11 protein-coding genes are annotated in these 15,438 nt (G+C 72.4%); 4 read left to right on the top strand and 7 right to left on the bottom strand.

The window, feature by feature from the left end; all coding sequences use genetic code 11:
- Positions 1 to 56 precede the first annotated feature (56 nt).
- The 7 genes from murD to rsmH are packed head-to-tail and all read right to left on the bottom strand — an operon-like array spanning position 57 to position 9,292.
- Positions 57 to 1,499, bottom strand: coding sequence for a UDP-N-acetylmuramoyl-L-alanine--D-glutamate ligase (gene murD, locus AC0VY3_RS09915; RefSeq protein ID WP_475549437.1), 1,443 nt, complete (start codon positions 1,497 to 1,499; stop codon positions 57 to 59).
- Positions 1,481 to 2,551 carry a phospho-N-acetylmuramoyl-pentapeptide-transferase gene (gene mraY, locus AC0VY3_RS09910; RefSeq protein WP_103506960.1) on the bottom strand — a complete coding sequence of 357 codons (1,071 nt, stop codon included), beginning with the start codon at positions 2,549 to 2,551 and terminating at the stop codon, positions 1,481 to 1,483. Before mraY ends, murD begins: the two co-directional genes overlap by 19 nt.
- Positions 2,548 to 3,969, bottom strand: a complete 1,422-nt coding sequence (locus tag AC0VY3_RS09905; protein ID WP_103506961.1) for a UDP-N-acetylmuramoyl-tripeptide--D-alanyl-D-alanine ligase — start codon at positions 3,967 to 3,969, stop codon at positions 2,548 to 2,550. Before AC0VY3_RS09905 ends, mraY begins: the two co-directional genes overlap by 4 nt.
- A 4-nt stretch (positions 3,970 to 3,973) precedes the next feature.
- Positions 3,974 to 5,692 carry a UDP-N-acetylmuramoyl-L-alanyl-D-glutamate--2,6-diaminopimelate ligase gene (locus AC0VY3_RS09900; protein ID WP_373307556.1) on the bottom strand — a complete coding sequence of 573 codons (1,719 nt, stop codon included), beginning with the start codon at positions 5,690 to 5,692 and terminating at the stop codon, positions 3,974 to 3,976.
- Positions 5,693 to 5,732: 40 nt separating this feature from the next.
- Positions 5,733 to 7,721: a peptidoglycan D,D-transpeptidase FtsI family protein gene (locus AC0VY3_RS09895; protein WP_475549436.1), complete on the bottom strand. Its 1,989-nt coding sequence runs from the start codon at positions 7,719 to 7,721 to the stop codon at positions 5,733 to 5,735.
- Between the two features lie 4 nt (positions 7,722 to 7,725).
- The gene (gene ftsL, locus AC0VY3_RS09890; RefSeq protein WP_475549435.1) at positions 7,726 to 8,289 is read right to left on the bottom strand and encodes a cell division protein FtsL; all 564 of its coding nucleotides are present in this window, start codon (positions 8,287 to 8,289) and stop codon (positions 7,726 to 7,728) included.
- 37 nt (positions 8,290 to 8,326) lie between these two features.
- Complete coding sequence (gene rsmH, locus AC0VY3_RS09885; protein ID WP_475549434.1) at positions 8,327 to 9,292, bottom strand: 16S rRNA (cytosine(1402)-N(4))-methyltransferase RsmH; 966 nt, start codon at positions 9,290 to 9,292, stop codon at positions 8,327 to 8,329.
- A 429-nt stretch (positions 9,293 to 9,721) separates the two neighbouring features.
- Between rsmH and AC0VY3_RS09880 the strand changes: the two genes are divergently transcribed.
- From AC0VY3_RS09880 to AC0VY3_RS09865, 4 genes are all read left to right on the top strand, one after another.
- Positions 9,722 to 10,285, top strand: a complete 564-nt coding sequence (locus tag AC0VY3_RS09880; RefSeq protein ID WP_030086657.1) for a beta-class carbonic anhydrase — start codon at positions 9,722 to 9,724, stop codon at positions 10,283 to 10,285.
- A 249-nt stretch (positions 10,286 to 10,534) separates the two neighbouring features.
- Positions 10,535 to 11,584: an AAA family ATPase gene (locus AC0VY3_RS09875; RefSeq protein ID WP_103509728.1), complete on the top strand. Its 1,050-nt coding sequence runs from the start codon at positions 10,535 to 10,537 to the stop codon at positions 11,582 to 11,584.
- Complete coding sequence (locus tag AC0VY3_RS09870) at positions 11,584 to 12,951, top strand: DUF58 domain-containing protein (RefSeq protein WP_103509729.1); 1,368 nt, start codon at positions 11,584 to 11,586, stop codon at positions 12,949 to 12,951. The genes AC0VY3_RS09875 and AC0VY3_RS09870 overlap by 1 nt, the downstream gene beginning before the upstream one ends.
- Positions 12,948 to 15,365 carry a transglutaminase TgpA family protein gene (locus AC0VY3_RS09865; RefSeq protein ID WP_475549433.1) on the top strand — a complete coding sequence of 806 codons (2,418 nt, stop codon included), beginning with the start codon at positions 12,948 to 12,950 and terminating at the stop codon, positions 15,363 to 15,365. The genes AC0VY3_RS09870 and AC0VY3_RS09865 overlap by 4 nt, the downstream gene beginning before the upstream one ends.
- The last annotated feature ends 73 nt before the right edge of the window (positions 15,366 to 15,438 follow it).

The following is a 15,438-nucleotide window of genomic DNA, read 5'->3' as shown; positions in this document are numbered from 1 at the left end:
GTCCCCTCCACTGCTCGTGCCCGGGGCGGTGACCCCGGGCGCGGAGGCCCGGTCGGTCAGGCGCTCTCGTCGGCGCGTGCGCGGACCGCGTCCGCGAACGCCTCGCCCCGCTTGTTGTAGTTGGTGAACATGTCCATCGAGGCACAGGCCGGGGCCAGCAGCACCGTGTCGCCCGGCCGGGCGAGCTCGGCGGCCCGCGCGACCGCTTCGGACATCGCACCAGTGTCGGTCCGGTCGAGGTCGACCACCGGGACTTCGGGGGCGTGTCGCGTCAGGGCTTCGTGGATCAGCGCCCGGTCGGCGCCCATCAGCACGACACCGCGCAGCCGCTTCGCCGCGCCGATGACCAGCTCGTCGAAGGTGGCGCCCTTGGCCAGTCCGCCGGCGATCCAGACGATGGAGTCGTAGGCGGCCAGCGACGCTTCGGTGGCGTGGGTGTTGGTGGCCTTGGAGTCGTCCACGTAGGCGACCTCGCCGATGTCCGCGACGTGTTCGATGCGGTGGGCGTCCGGCCGGAAGGCGCGCAGCCCGTCGCGGACGGCGGCCGGCTCCACGCCGAAGGCGCGGGCGAGGGCGGCGGCCGCGAGGGCGTTGGCGATGTTGTGCGGGGCCGGCGGGTCGACATCGCTGACCTCGGCCAGCTCCTGGGCCTGCTTCTGGCGGTTGGCGACGAACGCCCGGTCGACGAGGATGCCGTCGACCACGCCGAGCTGTGAGGGGCCGGGGGCTCCGAGGGTGAAGCCGATGGCCCGGCAGCCCTCCTCGACGTCGGCCTCGCGGACCAGGTCCTCGGTGGCCGGGTCGGCCACGTTGTAGACGCAGGCCACGGTGTTGCCCTCGTAGACGCGGCCCTTGTCGGCGGCGTACGCCTCCATCGAGCCGTGCCAGTCGAGGTGGTCCGGCGCCAGGTTGAGCACGGCGGCGGAGTGGGCGCGCAGCGAGGGCGCCCAGTGCAGCTGGTAGCTGGAGAGTTCGACGGCGAGGACGTCGTACTCCGTCTCGCCGAGGACCGCGTCCAGCAGCGATACGCCGATGTTGCCGACGGCCGCGGTGCGCAGGCCCGCCGCCTCCAGGATGGAAGCCAGCATGCGTACGGTCGTGGTCTTGCCGTTGGTTCCGGTGACCGCGAGCCAGGGCGCGGCCTTGCGGCCGTTGTCGCCGCGCAGTCGCCAGGCCAGTTCGACGTCGCCCCAGACCGGGACGCCCGCCTCGGCGGCAGCCAGGAAGAGCGGCTTGTCCGGCTGCCAGCCGGGGGCGGTGACGACGAGTTCCGTGGACGGCGGCAGGGTGGCGCCGTCGCCGAGGCGCACGGTGATGCCGAGCGCCTCCAGTTCGGCCGCCTGCGCGCGGGCGCGTTCGTCGTCGCCGTCGTTGACGACGGTGACGAGCGCGCCGCGCTCGTGCAGGGCGCGGGCTGCGGGGATGCCGCTGACGCCGAGCCCGGCGACGGTGACGTGCTTGCCCTGCCAGTCCACGGTGCTCACTTCTTGGCTGCCCATCCCGCGTAGAAGAGGCCGAGTCCGACGATCACGCACATGCCCTGGATGATCCAGAAGCGGACCACGACAAGGACCTCGGACCACCCCTTGAGTTCGAAGTGGTGCTGGAGCGGCGCCATCCGGAAGACCCGCTTGCCGGTCATCTTGAACGAACCGACCTGGATGACCACGGACATGGTGATCATCACGAAGAGGCCGCCGAGGATGGCGAGCAGGAACTCGGTGCGGGACAGGATCGCGAGGCCCGCGAGGGCGCCGCCGAGGGCGAGCGAGCCGGTGTCGCCCATGAAGATCTTGGCGGGCGAGGTGTTCCACCACAGGAAGCCGAAGCAGGCGCCCATCAGCGCGGCGGCGACGACGGCGAGGTCGAGCGGGTCGCGTACCTCGAAACAGGCGCTCGGGTTGGTCAGCTTGTCCGCGTTGGCGCAGGACTCCTGGAACTGCCAGAGGCCGATGAAGGTGTAGGCGCCGAAGACCATGACGGAGGCGCCGGTGGCCAGACCGTCGAGGCCGTCGGTGAGGTTCACGCCGTTGGACATGGCGAGGATCATGAACAGCGCCCAGACGCAGAAGAGCACCGGGCCGATCGACCAGCCGAAGTCCTCCACGAAGGAGAGCCGGTCGGAGGCCGGGGTGCTGCCCGCGGAGTTGGGGAACTGGAGCGAGAGCACCGCGAAGGCGATGCCGACGATCAGCTGCCCCGCCATCTTCGCCTTGGCCCGCAGACCGAGCGAACGCTGCTTGACGATCTTGATGTAGTCGTCGAGGAACCCGACGAGGCCCATGCCCGCCATCAGGAACAGCACGAGGACGCCGGAGTAGCGGATGTCCTCACCCGTGATGACCTTCGCGAGAAGGTACGCGACGATCGTCGCCAGGATGAAGGCGATGCCGCCCATCGTGGGCGTGCCCTTCTTGCTGCCGTGCGTGCGCGGGCCGTCGTCCCGGATGAACTGCCCGTAGCCCTTGCGGGCCAGCAGCTTGATCAGCAGCGGAGTACCGACCAGGGTCAGGAAGAGCCCGATGGCCCCCGCGAAGAGGATCTGCCTCATCGGCCGGCGACCTCGCCCTCGGTCGAGTTCTCCAGCAGTGCCAGGGCGACCTTCTCCAGGCCGACCGACCGGGACGCCTTCACCAGCACGACGTCTCCCGGGCGCAGTTCACTGCGCAACAGGTCGACGGCCGCCTGTGCGTCGGACACGTGCACCGACTCCTCACCCCACGAACCCTCGTTATATGCGCCCAGTTGCAGCCAGGAGGCTTCTCTCCCCCCGACAGCGACGAGCTTGCTGACGTTGAGCCGGACGGCGAGCCGTCCGACCGCGTCGTGCTCGGCGAGCGACGCGTCACCGAGCTCGGCCATCTGACCGAGCACCGCCCAGGTGCGCCCCCCGTCGGCCCCTCGGGCCTGGCCCATGGCAGCCAGCGCACGCAGTGCGGCTCTCATGGATTCGGGGTTCGCGTTGTAGGCGTCGTTGACGACCGTCACACCGTCCCCGCGCTCGGTGACCTCCATGCGCCAGCGGGAGAGGGTGCCCGCCTCCGAGAGCGCCTCGGCGATCTCGGTCACGGACATGCCCAACTCATGGGCGACGGCGGCCGCGGCGAGCGCGTTCGACACGTGGTGCTCACCGTACAGGCGCATGGTCACGTCGCTGCACCCGGTGGGTGTGTGGAGCTCGAACGCGGGCCGCCCGTCGGGGGTCATCCTGACCTTCTCGCCCCGTACGTCCGCTTCCGGGGCTTCTCCGAAGAGCAGGACCCGGGCCTGGGTGCGCGAGGCCATGGCGCGGACGAGCGGGTCGTCCGCGTTGAGCACGGCGCAGCCGTCCTCGGGCAGGACCTCGACCAGCTCGCCCTTGGCCTGGGCGATGGCCTCCCGGCTGCCGAACTCGCCGAGGTGGGCGGAGCCGACGTTCAGGACGAGGCCGATCCGGGGCGGGGTGAGGTCGGCCAGGTAGTGGATGTGGCCGATGCCGCGGGCGCCCATCTCCAGGACCAGGTGCTCGGTCTCGGCGGTGGCCGTCAGCGCCGTGATGGGCAGGCCGATCTCGTTGTTGAGGGAGCCGGGCGTCCAGACGGTCGGGCCCTTGCGCTGGAGGAGCTGCGCGATCAGGTCCTTGGTGGACGTCTTGCCGGCGGAGCCGGTGAGGCCGACGACGGTGGTGCCGAGGCGTTCCACGACGGCGCGGGCGAGGGCTCCGAGCGCGCCGACGACGTCGTCCACGACGATCGCCGGAACGCCGACGGGGCGGGCCGCCAGTACGGCTGCCGCGCCCGCCTCGACGGCGCGCTGGGCGTAGTCGTGACCGTCGACCCGTTCGCCGGCGAACGCGGCGAACAGGCTGCCGGACACGACCTCGCGGGAGTCGATGACGACGGGTCCGGTCACGGTGACTGCCGGATCCGGTATGTCGTACGACTGCCCGCCGACGATTTCGGCGATCTCGGCGAGGGAAAGGGTGATCACTTGGTCATCCCTGACTGTTGTTCTCGTGATGAGGGGCACGGTCCGCGGCGCCGGGGCGCGTCAGGGACCGCTCGATGGCTGCGTGCAGGACCTTGCGGTCGTCGAAGGGGCGTACCACCCCGTGGATGTCCTGGCCCTGTTCGTGCCCCTTGCCCGCGACAAGGACGGTGTCGCCCGGTTCGGCGCGGGCGACGGCGGCGGCGATGGCCGAGGCGCGGTCGGCGTCGACCAGCACGTCGCCGCGCTCGTGGACGGGCACTTCGGCGGCGCCGGAGAGCATCGCGGCGAGGATCGCGAGGGGGTCCTCGGAGCGGGGGTTGTCGGAGGTCAGTACGGCGGTGTCGGCGAGCCGGGCCGCGGCGGCGCCCATCGGGCCGCGTTTGGTGGTGTCGCGGTCGCCGCCGCAGCCGAGGACGATGTGCACCCGGCCCTCGGTGACCTTGCGCAGGGAGCGCAGGACGGACTCGACGGCGTCGGTCTTGTGCGCGTAGTCGACGACGGCGAGGTAGGGCTGTCCGGCGTCCACCCGCTCCAGCCGACCCGGGACTCCGGGGACGGCGGCGACGCCGTCGGCGGCGATCTGGGGGTCGACACCCGCGACGGCCAGCGTGACGATCGCGGCGAGGGTGTTGGCGACGTTGAACGGGCCGGGCAGCGGGGCGCGGGCGGTGATCCGCTCGCCCTTGGGGCCGACGGCGGTGAAGGTGCTGTCCTGCGGTCCGACCTCGACGTCCTCGGCGTGCCAGTCGGCGTCCGGGTGGCCCTCGGCGGAGAAGCTGGTGACCGGCACCCCGGACTCGGTGAGGAGCCTGCGGCCGTACTCGTCGTCGAAGTTCACGACGCCGCGATGGCTGCGCTCGGGGGTGAAGAGCCGTGCCTTGGCCTGGAAGTAGTCCTCCATGCCGGAGTGGAACTCCATGTGCTCCGGGCTGAGGTTGTTGAAGACGGCGACGTCGAAGACGCAACCGTCGACCCGGCCGAGCACCAGGGCGTGGCTGGAGACCTCCATCGCGACGGCCTCGACGCCGCGTTCGCGCATGACGGCGAACAGCGCCTGGAGGTCGGTGGCTTCGGGGGTGGTGCGCTCGGACTTGATGCGCTCGTCGCCGATCCGCATCTCGACGGTGCCGATCAGCCCGGTGGGCCGCCCGGCGGCGCGCAGTCCGCCCTCGACGAGGTACGCGGTGGTGGTCTTGCCGGAGGTTCCGGTGATGCCGATCTGGAGGAGGCCGATGCCGGGCCGCCCGTAGATGTCGGCGGCCAGCTCGCCCATCACGGCGCGTGGGTTCTCGGTGACCAGGACCGGCAGACCGGTGGCGGCGGCGCGTTCGGCGCCGGCGGGGTCGGTGAGGACGGCGGCGGCGCCGAGCCCGGCGGCCTGGGCGGCGAAGTCGGCGCCGTGGAGGCGGGCGCCGGGCAGGGCCGCGTACACGTCGCCGGGGCGCACGGCCCGCGAGTCGTGCGTGATGCCGGTGATCTCACCGGACCCGGCCGTTTCGACGCCGAGCCGGCCGGCCAGCTCGCCGAGAGGGGTGGGCCGGAGCCGGTCCGGTCGGGGCGCTCCCGGGTAGGTCACAGGCGCGTCCTTCTGAGAGGTTTGGGACTGATCAGCGTGGGGCACGGCGGTGAGCGTACCGGGCCGGTGCGGGCTCTCGCGAAGCGAGGCACCCTGGTTCCGGCGGTTCTCGTTCCGGTTCCCGGGATCGGGGGTGATGGTTGTCACTGAGGGTTCCCTTGGAGGAGATGCTCGCGCATCCCCGTGTTCACTCGCCGGGCTTGAAGGACACCGGCAGCCGGGGCGGCTCGCTGCCGGACGGGGGGGTCTGGAGCGTCTTGAGCGCGAACTCCATGACCTGCTTGTAGATCGGGCCGCAGATCTGGCCGCCGAAGTAGCTGCCCTTGGTGGGGTTCTGGATCGCGCAGTAGACGGTGACCTGCGGGTTGTCGGCGGGGGCGAAGCCCGCGAAGGAGGCGGTGTAGCCCTTGTAGACGCCGCGGACGGGGTCGACCCGGTTGGCGGTGCCGGTCTTGCCCGCGACCCGGTAGCCGGGGATGGCGGCCTTGGTGCCGGTGCCTTCGCGGTCGTCGACGACGGACTCCAGCATCGTCGCCAGGGTCTTGGCGGTCTTCTCGCTGACCACCCGGTTCTCCTCGGGCGCCTCGGCCGGGGTGAACCGGCCGTCGGAGCCCTTGGTTCCCCGTACGAGGGTGGGGGCGATCCGTACGCCTCCGTTGGCGACGGTGGAGTAGACCGAGGCGGCCTGGACGGCGTTGAGCGAGAGGCCCTGGCCGAAGGGGATCGTGTACTGCTGCGAGGTCGACCAGTCCTTCGGGTGGGCCAGCAGGCCGGGCGACTCCCCGGGGTAGCCGAGCCCGGTCTTCTTGCCGAGGCCGAACTTCCGCAGGTAGTCGTAGAGGACCTGGTTCGACTCCGCCTGGGTCTTGCCGAGCTGACCGGTCGCCAGGATGGTGCCGATGTTGCTGGACTTGGCGAGGACCCCGTTGAGCGTGAGGTACCAGGTGGGGTGGTCGACGTCGTCCTTGAAGAGCCGGTCGCCGCGGTGCAGCCGGTTGGGGACGGTGACGTGGGTGCCCGGCGTGGCGGCCCCCTCCTCCAGCACGGCGGCCATGGACATGACCTTGCTGGTGGAGCCGGGCTCGTACACGTCCTGAAGGGCCGCGTTGCCGAGGGATGCCGAGGTGGCCTGGGAGAGGTCGTTGGGATCGTAGCCCGGGGCGTTGGCCATGGCCAGCAGTTCGCCGGTCCTGGTGTTCTGCACGATGACGTAGCCGCGGTCGGCCTTGGACTTGACGACCTGGTCGCTGATGGCCTTCTGGGCGGCCCACTGGATGTCACGGTCGATGGTCAGCTCGATGTCGGAGCCGGGGACGGCCGGGATCTCGCTGCTGCCCGCGGTGGGAACACGGCGTCCGCCGGCCTGTGCGTAGCGGATCCTGCCGTCCTCGCCAGCGAGTTCCTCGTTGAGCTGTGACTCCAGGCCGCCACCGCCCTTGCCGTCGTCGCTGACGAATCCCAGTATCCCGGCGGCGAGGTCCCCGTTGGGGTAGACGCGCTTGGTGGTGGGCTCCTGGAGGACGCCGGCCAGGACGTTGGCTCCCGGGCCGCCGTTGAGCTTGTCCTCGGACGCCTTCTCGGCGAAGACGGTCTTGAGGTCCTTGATCTGCTTCCAGACCTGGGGCGTCTGCCGGTAGGCGAGGACGGTGTAGCGCGACTTGGGCGTCGAGAGCTTCTTGACGAGCTCGTCGACGTCCTTGCCGAGGATAGGGGCTAGCAGGGCGGCGGCCTGCTGGGGCGCGTCGGGGGCCTTGCTGTCCTCGGGCGTGAACATCTTCGGGTCGGCGGTGATGTTGTGCGCGTCCACGCTGGTGGCGAGGGCGACGCCCTTGCGGTCGGTGATCTCGCCGCGCTCGGCGGCGACCGTGTACTCCAGGTAGCGGTTCTTCTCGGCCTTGGCCGCGTACGCGCTGGCGTCGACGGCCTGGACCTGGAGCAGCCGGGCCACGAAGGCCAGCATGACCAGCGTCAGCCCGAGGCCGACGAGCCGCAGCCGGGGGCGCGGGCTGCCCAGGCGCAGGGAGCGCGGGGTGCCTCCGCGCGCGGTGGCGCGCCCCGGGGCGGGGCGGGGGCGGCGGGCCGGTGGGCGTGCGCCGGAGCGGCCGGAGCCCTGTCCCGCGTTACGGGGGCGGGCCGGTCCGGGTACGCGGCGGCGCGGCGGTTCCTTGGGCGGCACTGCGTCACCTGCCGGGGCTCGTCGGGGGCGGGCTGTTCTCCGCCGAGGGGGCGGCTGCGGGGTCGGGGCCGGTCGCGGACACCGATCCGGAGGGCGACGGGGAGCCGGAGGTCCCGGCCGGGGCCCCGGCCTCGGGGGCGTCGGGGTCCGGGGTGGCGTCGGTGCTCGGGCTGGGGCTGGGGCTGGGCGACGGCGGGGCGGTGGCCTCGGCGGGGTCGCCGCGGACCGTGCCGTCGGGGTTCAGGAAGGCGGGGCTGCCGCCGGGGACCATGCCCAGCTCCCGGGCGCGTTTCTCCAGGGCGTCGGGCTGGGAGCGGCTGTCGACGTCACGCTGGAGGGCCTGCTGCTCGTCGGTGAGCTCGGTGGTGTCCCGCTTCAGCTCGCTGAGCCTGAACGATCCTTCGTTGAGGGCGGAGTTCAGCAGGAGCAGGGTGATGAGCCCGCCGCCCAGGAGCAGGACGACCAGCAGGACGAAGGGCGTGCGGGCCGCGGTGCTGGGCCCGGTGGACGGCATCAGCCGGGCGAGCCGCGCGGCCCTTCCCTTCAGCGGTGCGGCCGGTCTGCTCACCCCGCGACTCCCCCGGTGCGGTGCCCGGCCCCGGTGGTCACCGCTCCTCCTCGCGGATGCGCTGGGCGCCGCGCAGCCGGGCGGGGGCGGCGCGCCGGTTCTCGGCGACCTCCTCCTCGGTGGGCAGCTCGGCACCCCTGGTGAGCTGCTTGAGCCGGGGCTGGTAGCGCTCGGGGACGACGGGCAGTCCGGGGGGCGCGGTGTTGGCCGCGCCGGCCGCGAAGACCTGCTTGACCAGGCGGTCCTCCAGCGAGTGGTAGGAGAGCACCGCGATCCGGCCTCCGACGGCGAGGCTGTCGACGGCGGCCGGAATGGCCCGCTCCAGGACGCTCAGCTCGCCGTTGACCTCGATGCGGAGGGCCTGGAAGGTCCGCTTGGCGGGGTTGCCGCCGGTGCGCTTGGCGGCCTGCGGCAGCGCGTCACGGATCAGCTCGACGAGCCGGGCGCTGTTGCTGAACGGCGCCTTCTCGCGCTCGCGCACGACGGCGGAGACGATCCGCTTGGCCTGCTTCTCCTCGCCGTACGCGCGCAGGATCCGGACCAGTTCGCCGGGCGGGTAGGTGTTGAGCACCTCGGCGGCGCTCACGCCGGTGGACTGGTCCATGCGCATGTCGAGCGGGGCGTCCTGGGCGTACGCGAATCCGCGGTCGGCCTCGTCCAGTTGCATGGAGGAGACGCCGAGGTCGAACAGCACGCCCTGGACCTTCGGGACGCCGAGCCGTTCGAGGACCTCGGGGAGCTCGTCGTAGACCGCGTGGACGAGGGTGGCCCGGTCGCCGTAGGGGGCGAGCCGTTCACCGGAGAGGCGGAGCGCCTCCTTGTCGCGGTCCAGGGCGATCAGCCGGGCGGTGGGGAAGGAGGCGAGCAGGGCCTCGCTGTGACCGCCGAGGCCGAGGGTGCAGTCGACGACCACGGGCTCCGGGTGGGCCGGGTCCTGGAGAGCCGGGGCCAACAGGTCCAGACACCTCTGGAGCATCACCGGGACGTGTCGGGTCTGGCTCAATGCGCCCTCTCAGGCTCTGTCCCGCGCGGCCGGCACGTACGTCCTGGTCCCCGCCCGCTCTGAAGGGGAGGTCCGCCGGCGCCGGGGAAGTGGCGTCGGCCGACCGAGAGCGGGAGAGGGCCGGGTCGCACGTACGCCGCACATCACGGGGGAAATACGGAATATTGCAGGAGGTGCGGGGGGTGCGATGGGGCAGTGGGTACGGAGGTGGATGGTGACTTCGCGTTACTTTAGTCCACCCTGCCATTCGATCGATGCGCGATCAACGAACCGCGCAGCGCGTCGCTCCACCCGTACGGATGCGCCGAACTCACTCGAACAGGCGCGTCCCCCGGAGTTCTGTGGGTTAGCTCACAACAAGCCGTGTTGACGTTCTTTGTCCGCTCTCACAGCACGCCCGTGCCAGGTGGGAACGCTAACGTCGTATCCATGTCGACTTCCGCTACCCCCGCCGCCGAGTCCGTGACGTCCTCCGCTCCGGCGGTCCGCGAAGGGGGCCAGGTCACCGACCGGCTCGTCGCGCTGAACGCCGGATACGCGCAGGACTTCCGCGATCCGGGCATGGACGCGCGCCCGGTCCTCCAGGTCGCCGTGGTCGCCTGCATGGACGCCCGTCTCGACCTGCACGCCGCGCTCGGTCTGGAGCTCGGCGACTGCCACACCATCCGTAACGCGGGCGGTGTGGTCACCGAGGACGTGATCCGTTCGCTGACCATCAGCCAGCGGGCGCTCGGCACCCGCAGCGTGGTCCTCATCCACCACACCAACTGCGGTCTGGAGTCCCTCACCGAGGACTTCCGTCAGGACCTGGAGCGCGAGGTGGGCCAGCGTCCGGCCTGGGCCGTGGAGGCCTACACGGACGCCGACCAGGACGTGCGCCAGTCGATGCAGCGGGTGCGCACCTCGCCGTTCCTGCTGCACACCGACGACGTGCGCGGGTTCGTGTTCGACGTGACCACCGGTCTGCTGCGCGAGATCGACTCCGTTTCCTGAACGCATCCCCCTCGTTCTCCGGCCCTCCGCCGCACCTCACGCACCCAACACCGTGGCTCACGGTGGCGAAATCGTGACAGAAGCTGACTTTTCACACCCACTTATCCACAGGCGAGTGACACGAAGCGGTAACGGCAACAAGAATGCGGGTGTGACATCCCCGGGCCTTCCGGAGGAGTGTCCGATTTTTCGGGGTGGGCCGCGCGGGTACGCGCGACGGCCCCTGCGCAAAGGGCCGAGGAGGGCCGGGTGACGACCTATGACGATCGAGCGAGCCTCACGGATCTGACCACCACAGCAGAGCGGGTGCGCAGGTCGGTGGAGGGTGTGATCGAGGGCAAGCCCGAGGTCGTACGGCTCTCGCTGACCGTGCTGCTCGCCGAGGGGCATCTCCTCATCGAGGACGTTCCCGGGGTCGGCAAGACCATGCTGGCCAAGGCGCTGGCACGGTCCATCGACTGTTCGGTGCGACGGATCCAGTTCACGCCGGACCTGCTGCCCTCGGACATCACCGGTGTGTCGATCTTCGACCAGCAGCGGCGGGACTTCGAGTTCAAGCCGGGCGCGATCTTCGCCCAGATCGTGATCGGCGACGAGATCAACCGCGCCTCGCCGAAGACGCAGTCGGCACTGCTGGAGTCGATGGAGGAGCGCCAGGTCACCATCGACGGGCACAGCTACGAGCTGCCCGACCCGTTCATGGTGGTGGCCACCCAGAACCCGGTCGAGATGGAGGGCACCTACCCGCTGCCCGAGGCCCAGCGCGACCGGTTCATGGCCCGGGTCTCCATCGGCTATCCCAGCCCGGAGGCCGAGCTCCAGATGCTCGACGTGCACGGGGGGCTCTCCCCGCTGGACGACCTCCAGCCGGTGGCACACGCCCACGACATCGTGAAGCTGATCGACGCCGTCCGTACGGTGCATGTCGCCGACGCCGTGCGGCGCTACGCCGTGGAGCTGGTCGGAGCCACCCGCAGCCACCCCGATCTCAGGCTCGGCGCCTCCCCGCGCGCGACGCTGCATCTGCTGCGCGCCGCGAAGGCGTCCGCCGCGCTCAGCGGGCGCGACTACGCCCTGCCGGACGACGTCCAGGCGCTGGCCACGCCGGTGCTCGCGCACCGGCTGCTGCCCACCGCCCAGGCGCAGCTGAACCGCCGCACGGCGGAGCAGGTGGTCCTGGAGATCATCCAGCGCACCCCGGTGCCGACCTCGGCCGGCGGCGCCGCGCCGCCCTCGCCCGCCGGGCAGGAGCCGGGCCGCCCGCTGTACAACCAGCAACACGGCGCACGGCGGCTGTGATGGCGGGCGGCGAGCCCGGCGCCGTGCAGGACGGCGACAGCAAGGGCGGTCTCCGGGCGGCCCTGGGCGGACTGACCACCCGGGGACGCTCCTTCCTGGCCGCCGGTCTGGCCGCCGCCGTCTGCGCGTACGTCCTGGGCCAGGGCGACCTGCTGCGGGTCGGGCTGCTGCTGGCCGTGCTGCCGCTGGTCTGCGTGACCGTGCTCTACCGCACCCGCTACCGGGTGACGGGCACCCGGCGGCTCTCGCCGTCCCGGGTGCCCGCGGGCGCGGAGGCCCGGGTGCACCTGCGCATGGACAACGTCTCCCGGCTGCCCACCGGTCTGCTGATGCTCCAGGACCGGGTTCCGTACGTGCTCGGTCCGCGCCCCCGCTTCGTCCTGGACCGGGTGGAGGCGGGCGGCCGGCGCGAGGTGTCCTACCGGGTCCGCTCCGACCTGCGCGGCCGCTATCCGCTGGGCCCGTTGCAGCTGCGGCTCAGCGACCCGTTCGGCATGTGCGAGCTGACCCGCTCCTTCAGCGCCTACGACACCCTCGTCGTCATTCCGCGTACGGTGCCGCTGCCCGCGCTGCGGCTGGCGGGCGAGGCCTCCGGGTACGGCGACGGGCGGCAGCGGTCGCTGGCGCTCGCCGGTGAGGACGACATCATTCCGCGCGGCTACCGGCACGGCGACGACCTGCGCCGGGTCCACTGGCGCTCCACCGCGCGCCACGGCGAGCTGATGGTGCGCCGCGAGGAACAGCCGCAGCGGGCCAGGTGCACGGTCCTGCTGGACACCCGGCAGATCGCCTACCAGGGCGCCGGGCCCGACTCGGCGTTCGAATGGGCGGTCTCGGGGGCGGCGTCCGCGCTGGTGCACATGCTGGAGCGCGGCTTCGCCGTACGGCTGCTCACCGACGACGGCAACGCGGTGCCCGGCGAGGGGTCCGGCGGATTCGCGGGCTCGACCCAGGAGTCCGCGGACTCGGCGGGGCTGATGCTCGACACGCTCGCGGTGGTCGGCCACTCCGACGGCGGGGGTCTCTCCCGCGCCCATGACGTGCTGCGCGGCGGCAACGAGGGGCTGCTCATCGCCTTCTTCGGCGATCTGGACGAGGAACAGGCCGCGGTCGCGGCCAGGATGCGGCAGCGCGCCGGCGCGGGCGTCGCCTTCGTCCTGGACAGCGCCGCCTGGGCCGGCGAGGAGGCCGCACCGGGACGGTCCGAGGAGCGGCTGCGACGGCTGCGCGAGTCGGGCTGGACGGTGGTGCCCGTAGAGCCGGGGGCCGAGCTGCCCGCGCTGTGGCAGCTGGCGGGCCGGATGCGCACGGATACGCCGTCCGCCCCGAGCGGCGGCACGACAGGTTTCGCGGGGGGATGGTCATGAGCGGGCGGGCCAGGCTGGCGCTGTGCGCCTATGCGGCGACACTGCTGGCGGCGGGGTCGCTGATCCCGCTGGTGGAGGGGGTCGGCTGGCTGGTGCAGGCAGGGGTGCTGCTCGGCGTCCAGAGCGGGGTCGGCGCCCTCGCGCGCCGGGTGCCGCTGGCCCGGACACTGACCATCGCCCTCCAGACGCTGGTCACCCTGGTGCTGCTGACGCTGGTGTTCGCCCGGGACCACGCCCTGTTCGGGTTGCTGCCCGGACCGGGGGCCGTGATGCGGCTCGGTGAGCTGCTGGTGGCGGGCGGGGAGGACGTCGGCACGTACTCCACCCCGGCCCCGCTGACCGACGGCATCAAGCTGATGGTGATCGGCGGGGTGGTGCTGATCGGTCTCGTGGTGGACGCCCTGGCGGTGACCTTCCGCAGCGCGGCACCGGCCGGACTGCCGCTGCTCGCCCTGTATTCGGTCGCGGCCGGTCTCTCCGACGGCGGCGCGAGCTGGCTGTGGTTCCTGCTGGCCGCCTCCGGCTATCTGCTGCTCCTGCTGGCGGAGGGCCGGGACCGGCTCTCCCAGTGGGGGCGCGTCTTCGGCGGCGCCGCGCGGAATGCGGGCGGTCTGTCCGACGGCCTGGCCGGGGTGGGCGGCGGCACCTCCCCCGTCCGCACCGGCCGACGGATCGGTGTGCTGGCGCTCGGCATCGCGCTGGTCGCCCCGTTGGCGCTGCCCGCGCTGGACAGCGGTCTGCTGGGCGGCAGCGGTCCGGGGAACGGCAGGGGCAGCGGCGGCGGCACCATCTCCGCGGTGAATCCGCTGGTCTCGCTGCAGAACAACCTCAACCAGCCGGACAACCGGGAGGTGATGACGTACCGCAGCAACATCGAGGACCCGCAGAGCCTCTACCTCCGGATCCTGGCCCTGGACGAGTTCAACGGCAGCGAGTGGCGTTCCTCCACCCGGCGGCTGACGGACGTGCCCGAGCGCCTCCCGCAGCCCACCGGGCTGAGCGGGGACGTCGCGGTCACCGAGGTCCGGACGAACATCTCCGCCTCGCGCTCCTACCAGCAGACCTATCTGCCGCTCCCCTACCCGGCGAGCGAGGTCCGCGTCGGCGGCCGCTGGCGGTACGAGCCCGAGGGCCGCACCCTGGTAGGCGACGACGGACAGACGACGCGCGGCGCGCAGTACGAGGTCGGCAGCCTGGTCGTCGAGCCCACGGCGGACCAGCTCGCCGCCGCGGGTACGCCGCCGGAGGAGCTGGTCCGTGAGTACACCCAGGTGCCCGGCTCGCTGCCGGGTGTGGTCGCCGACACCGCCGAGGAGGTCACCGAGGGCGCGGCCAACGCCTACGAGCAGGCGGTGAAGCTCCAGGACTGGTTCGCGTCCGACGGCGGCTTCACCTACGACACGACGGTCACCTCGGGGACCGGCTCGTCCGCCATCGCCCGGTTCCTCCGCGACAAGGAGGGCTTCTGCGTCCACTTCTCGTTCTCGATGGCGGCGATGGCCCGGACGCTGGGCATTCCGGCCCGGGTCGCGGTGGGCTTCACCCCGGGCACCATGAAGGCGAACGGCGCGACGTCGGTCGGGCTGCGTGACGCGCACGCCTGGCCCGAGCTGTATTTCGAGGGGGTCGGCTGGACCCGGTTCGAGCCCACCCCGAGCCGGGGCAGCGTTCCCTCGTACACCCGGCCCGAGGTCCCCACGGACAGCGCGAGCGACGTGGCCGAGCCCTCCGCGGACGCCTCGGACGCACCGTCCGCCGCGCCCTCCGCCGATGACAGCTGCCCGCCGCAGCTGCGCCAGGAAGGCGGGTGCGGGCCCTCGCAGGAGGCGGGAGCGGCGTTGCCGACCGACCGGGGCACCCCGGCCGGGACGGTGCTGCTGGTGGTCCTCGCGGCGGTCCTGGCGCTGGTGCTGCCGTTGTCACCGCTGCTGTGGCGGACCCGGACGCGCAACCGGCGGCTGGGCTCCGGGGGCCGGACGCCCGCGGACGCCGCAGCCCGCACCCTGGCCGCCTGGCGGGAGATCACCGATACGGCCTGGGACCACGGCATCGGTCCCGACGAGTCGCTGACGCCGCGGAAGGCGGCGGCCAGGATCGTGCGGCTGGGCCGGCTCGACACCGGCGCGGCCGGGGCCGTGCACCGGATCGCTGGCTCGGTGGAGCAGGTGCTGTACGCCCCCGAGCCGCGCCCCGCGGCCGGACTGGCCGAGGACGCACTGGCGGTACGGGCGGGTCTGCGGGCGTCGGCGGGCCGGGGCACCCGGCTGCGGGCAACGCTCCTGCCCCGCTCGTCCGTCCGGGTGGTGTGGGCCGTCGCGGAGCGCCGTACCGCGCTCGCCGAGCGCTGGGCGAACCGTCCGGGAGCCGGTCGCTGGACGGCCCGGCTACGGCGCCTCTCGCGCCAGCACGGCTGAGGCGGGCGCACACGCACATGGGTGAGGGGCGGTCGCGGAAAAGCGACCGCCCCTCACCCATCGGTGTCATGCG

It is taken from the genome of Streptomyces sp. iso_384, assembly GCF_056172905.1.
The sequence above is the reverse complement of the archived record's forward strand: the minus strand, read 5'-3'. Positions and strand labels throughout refer to the sequence as shown.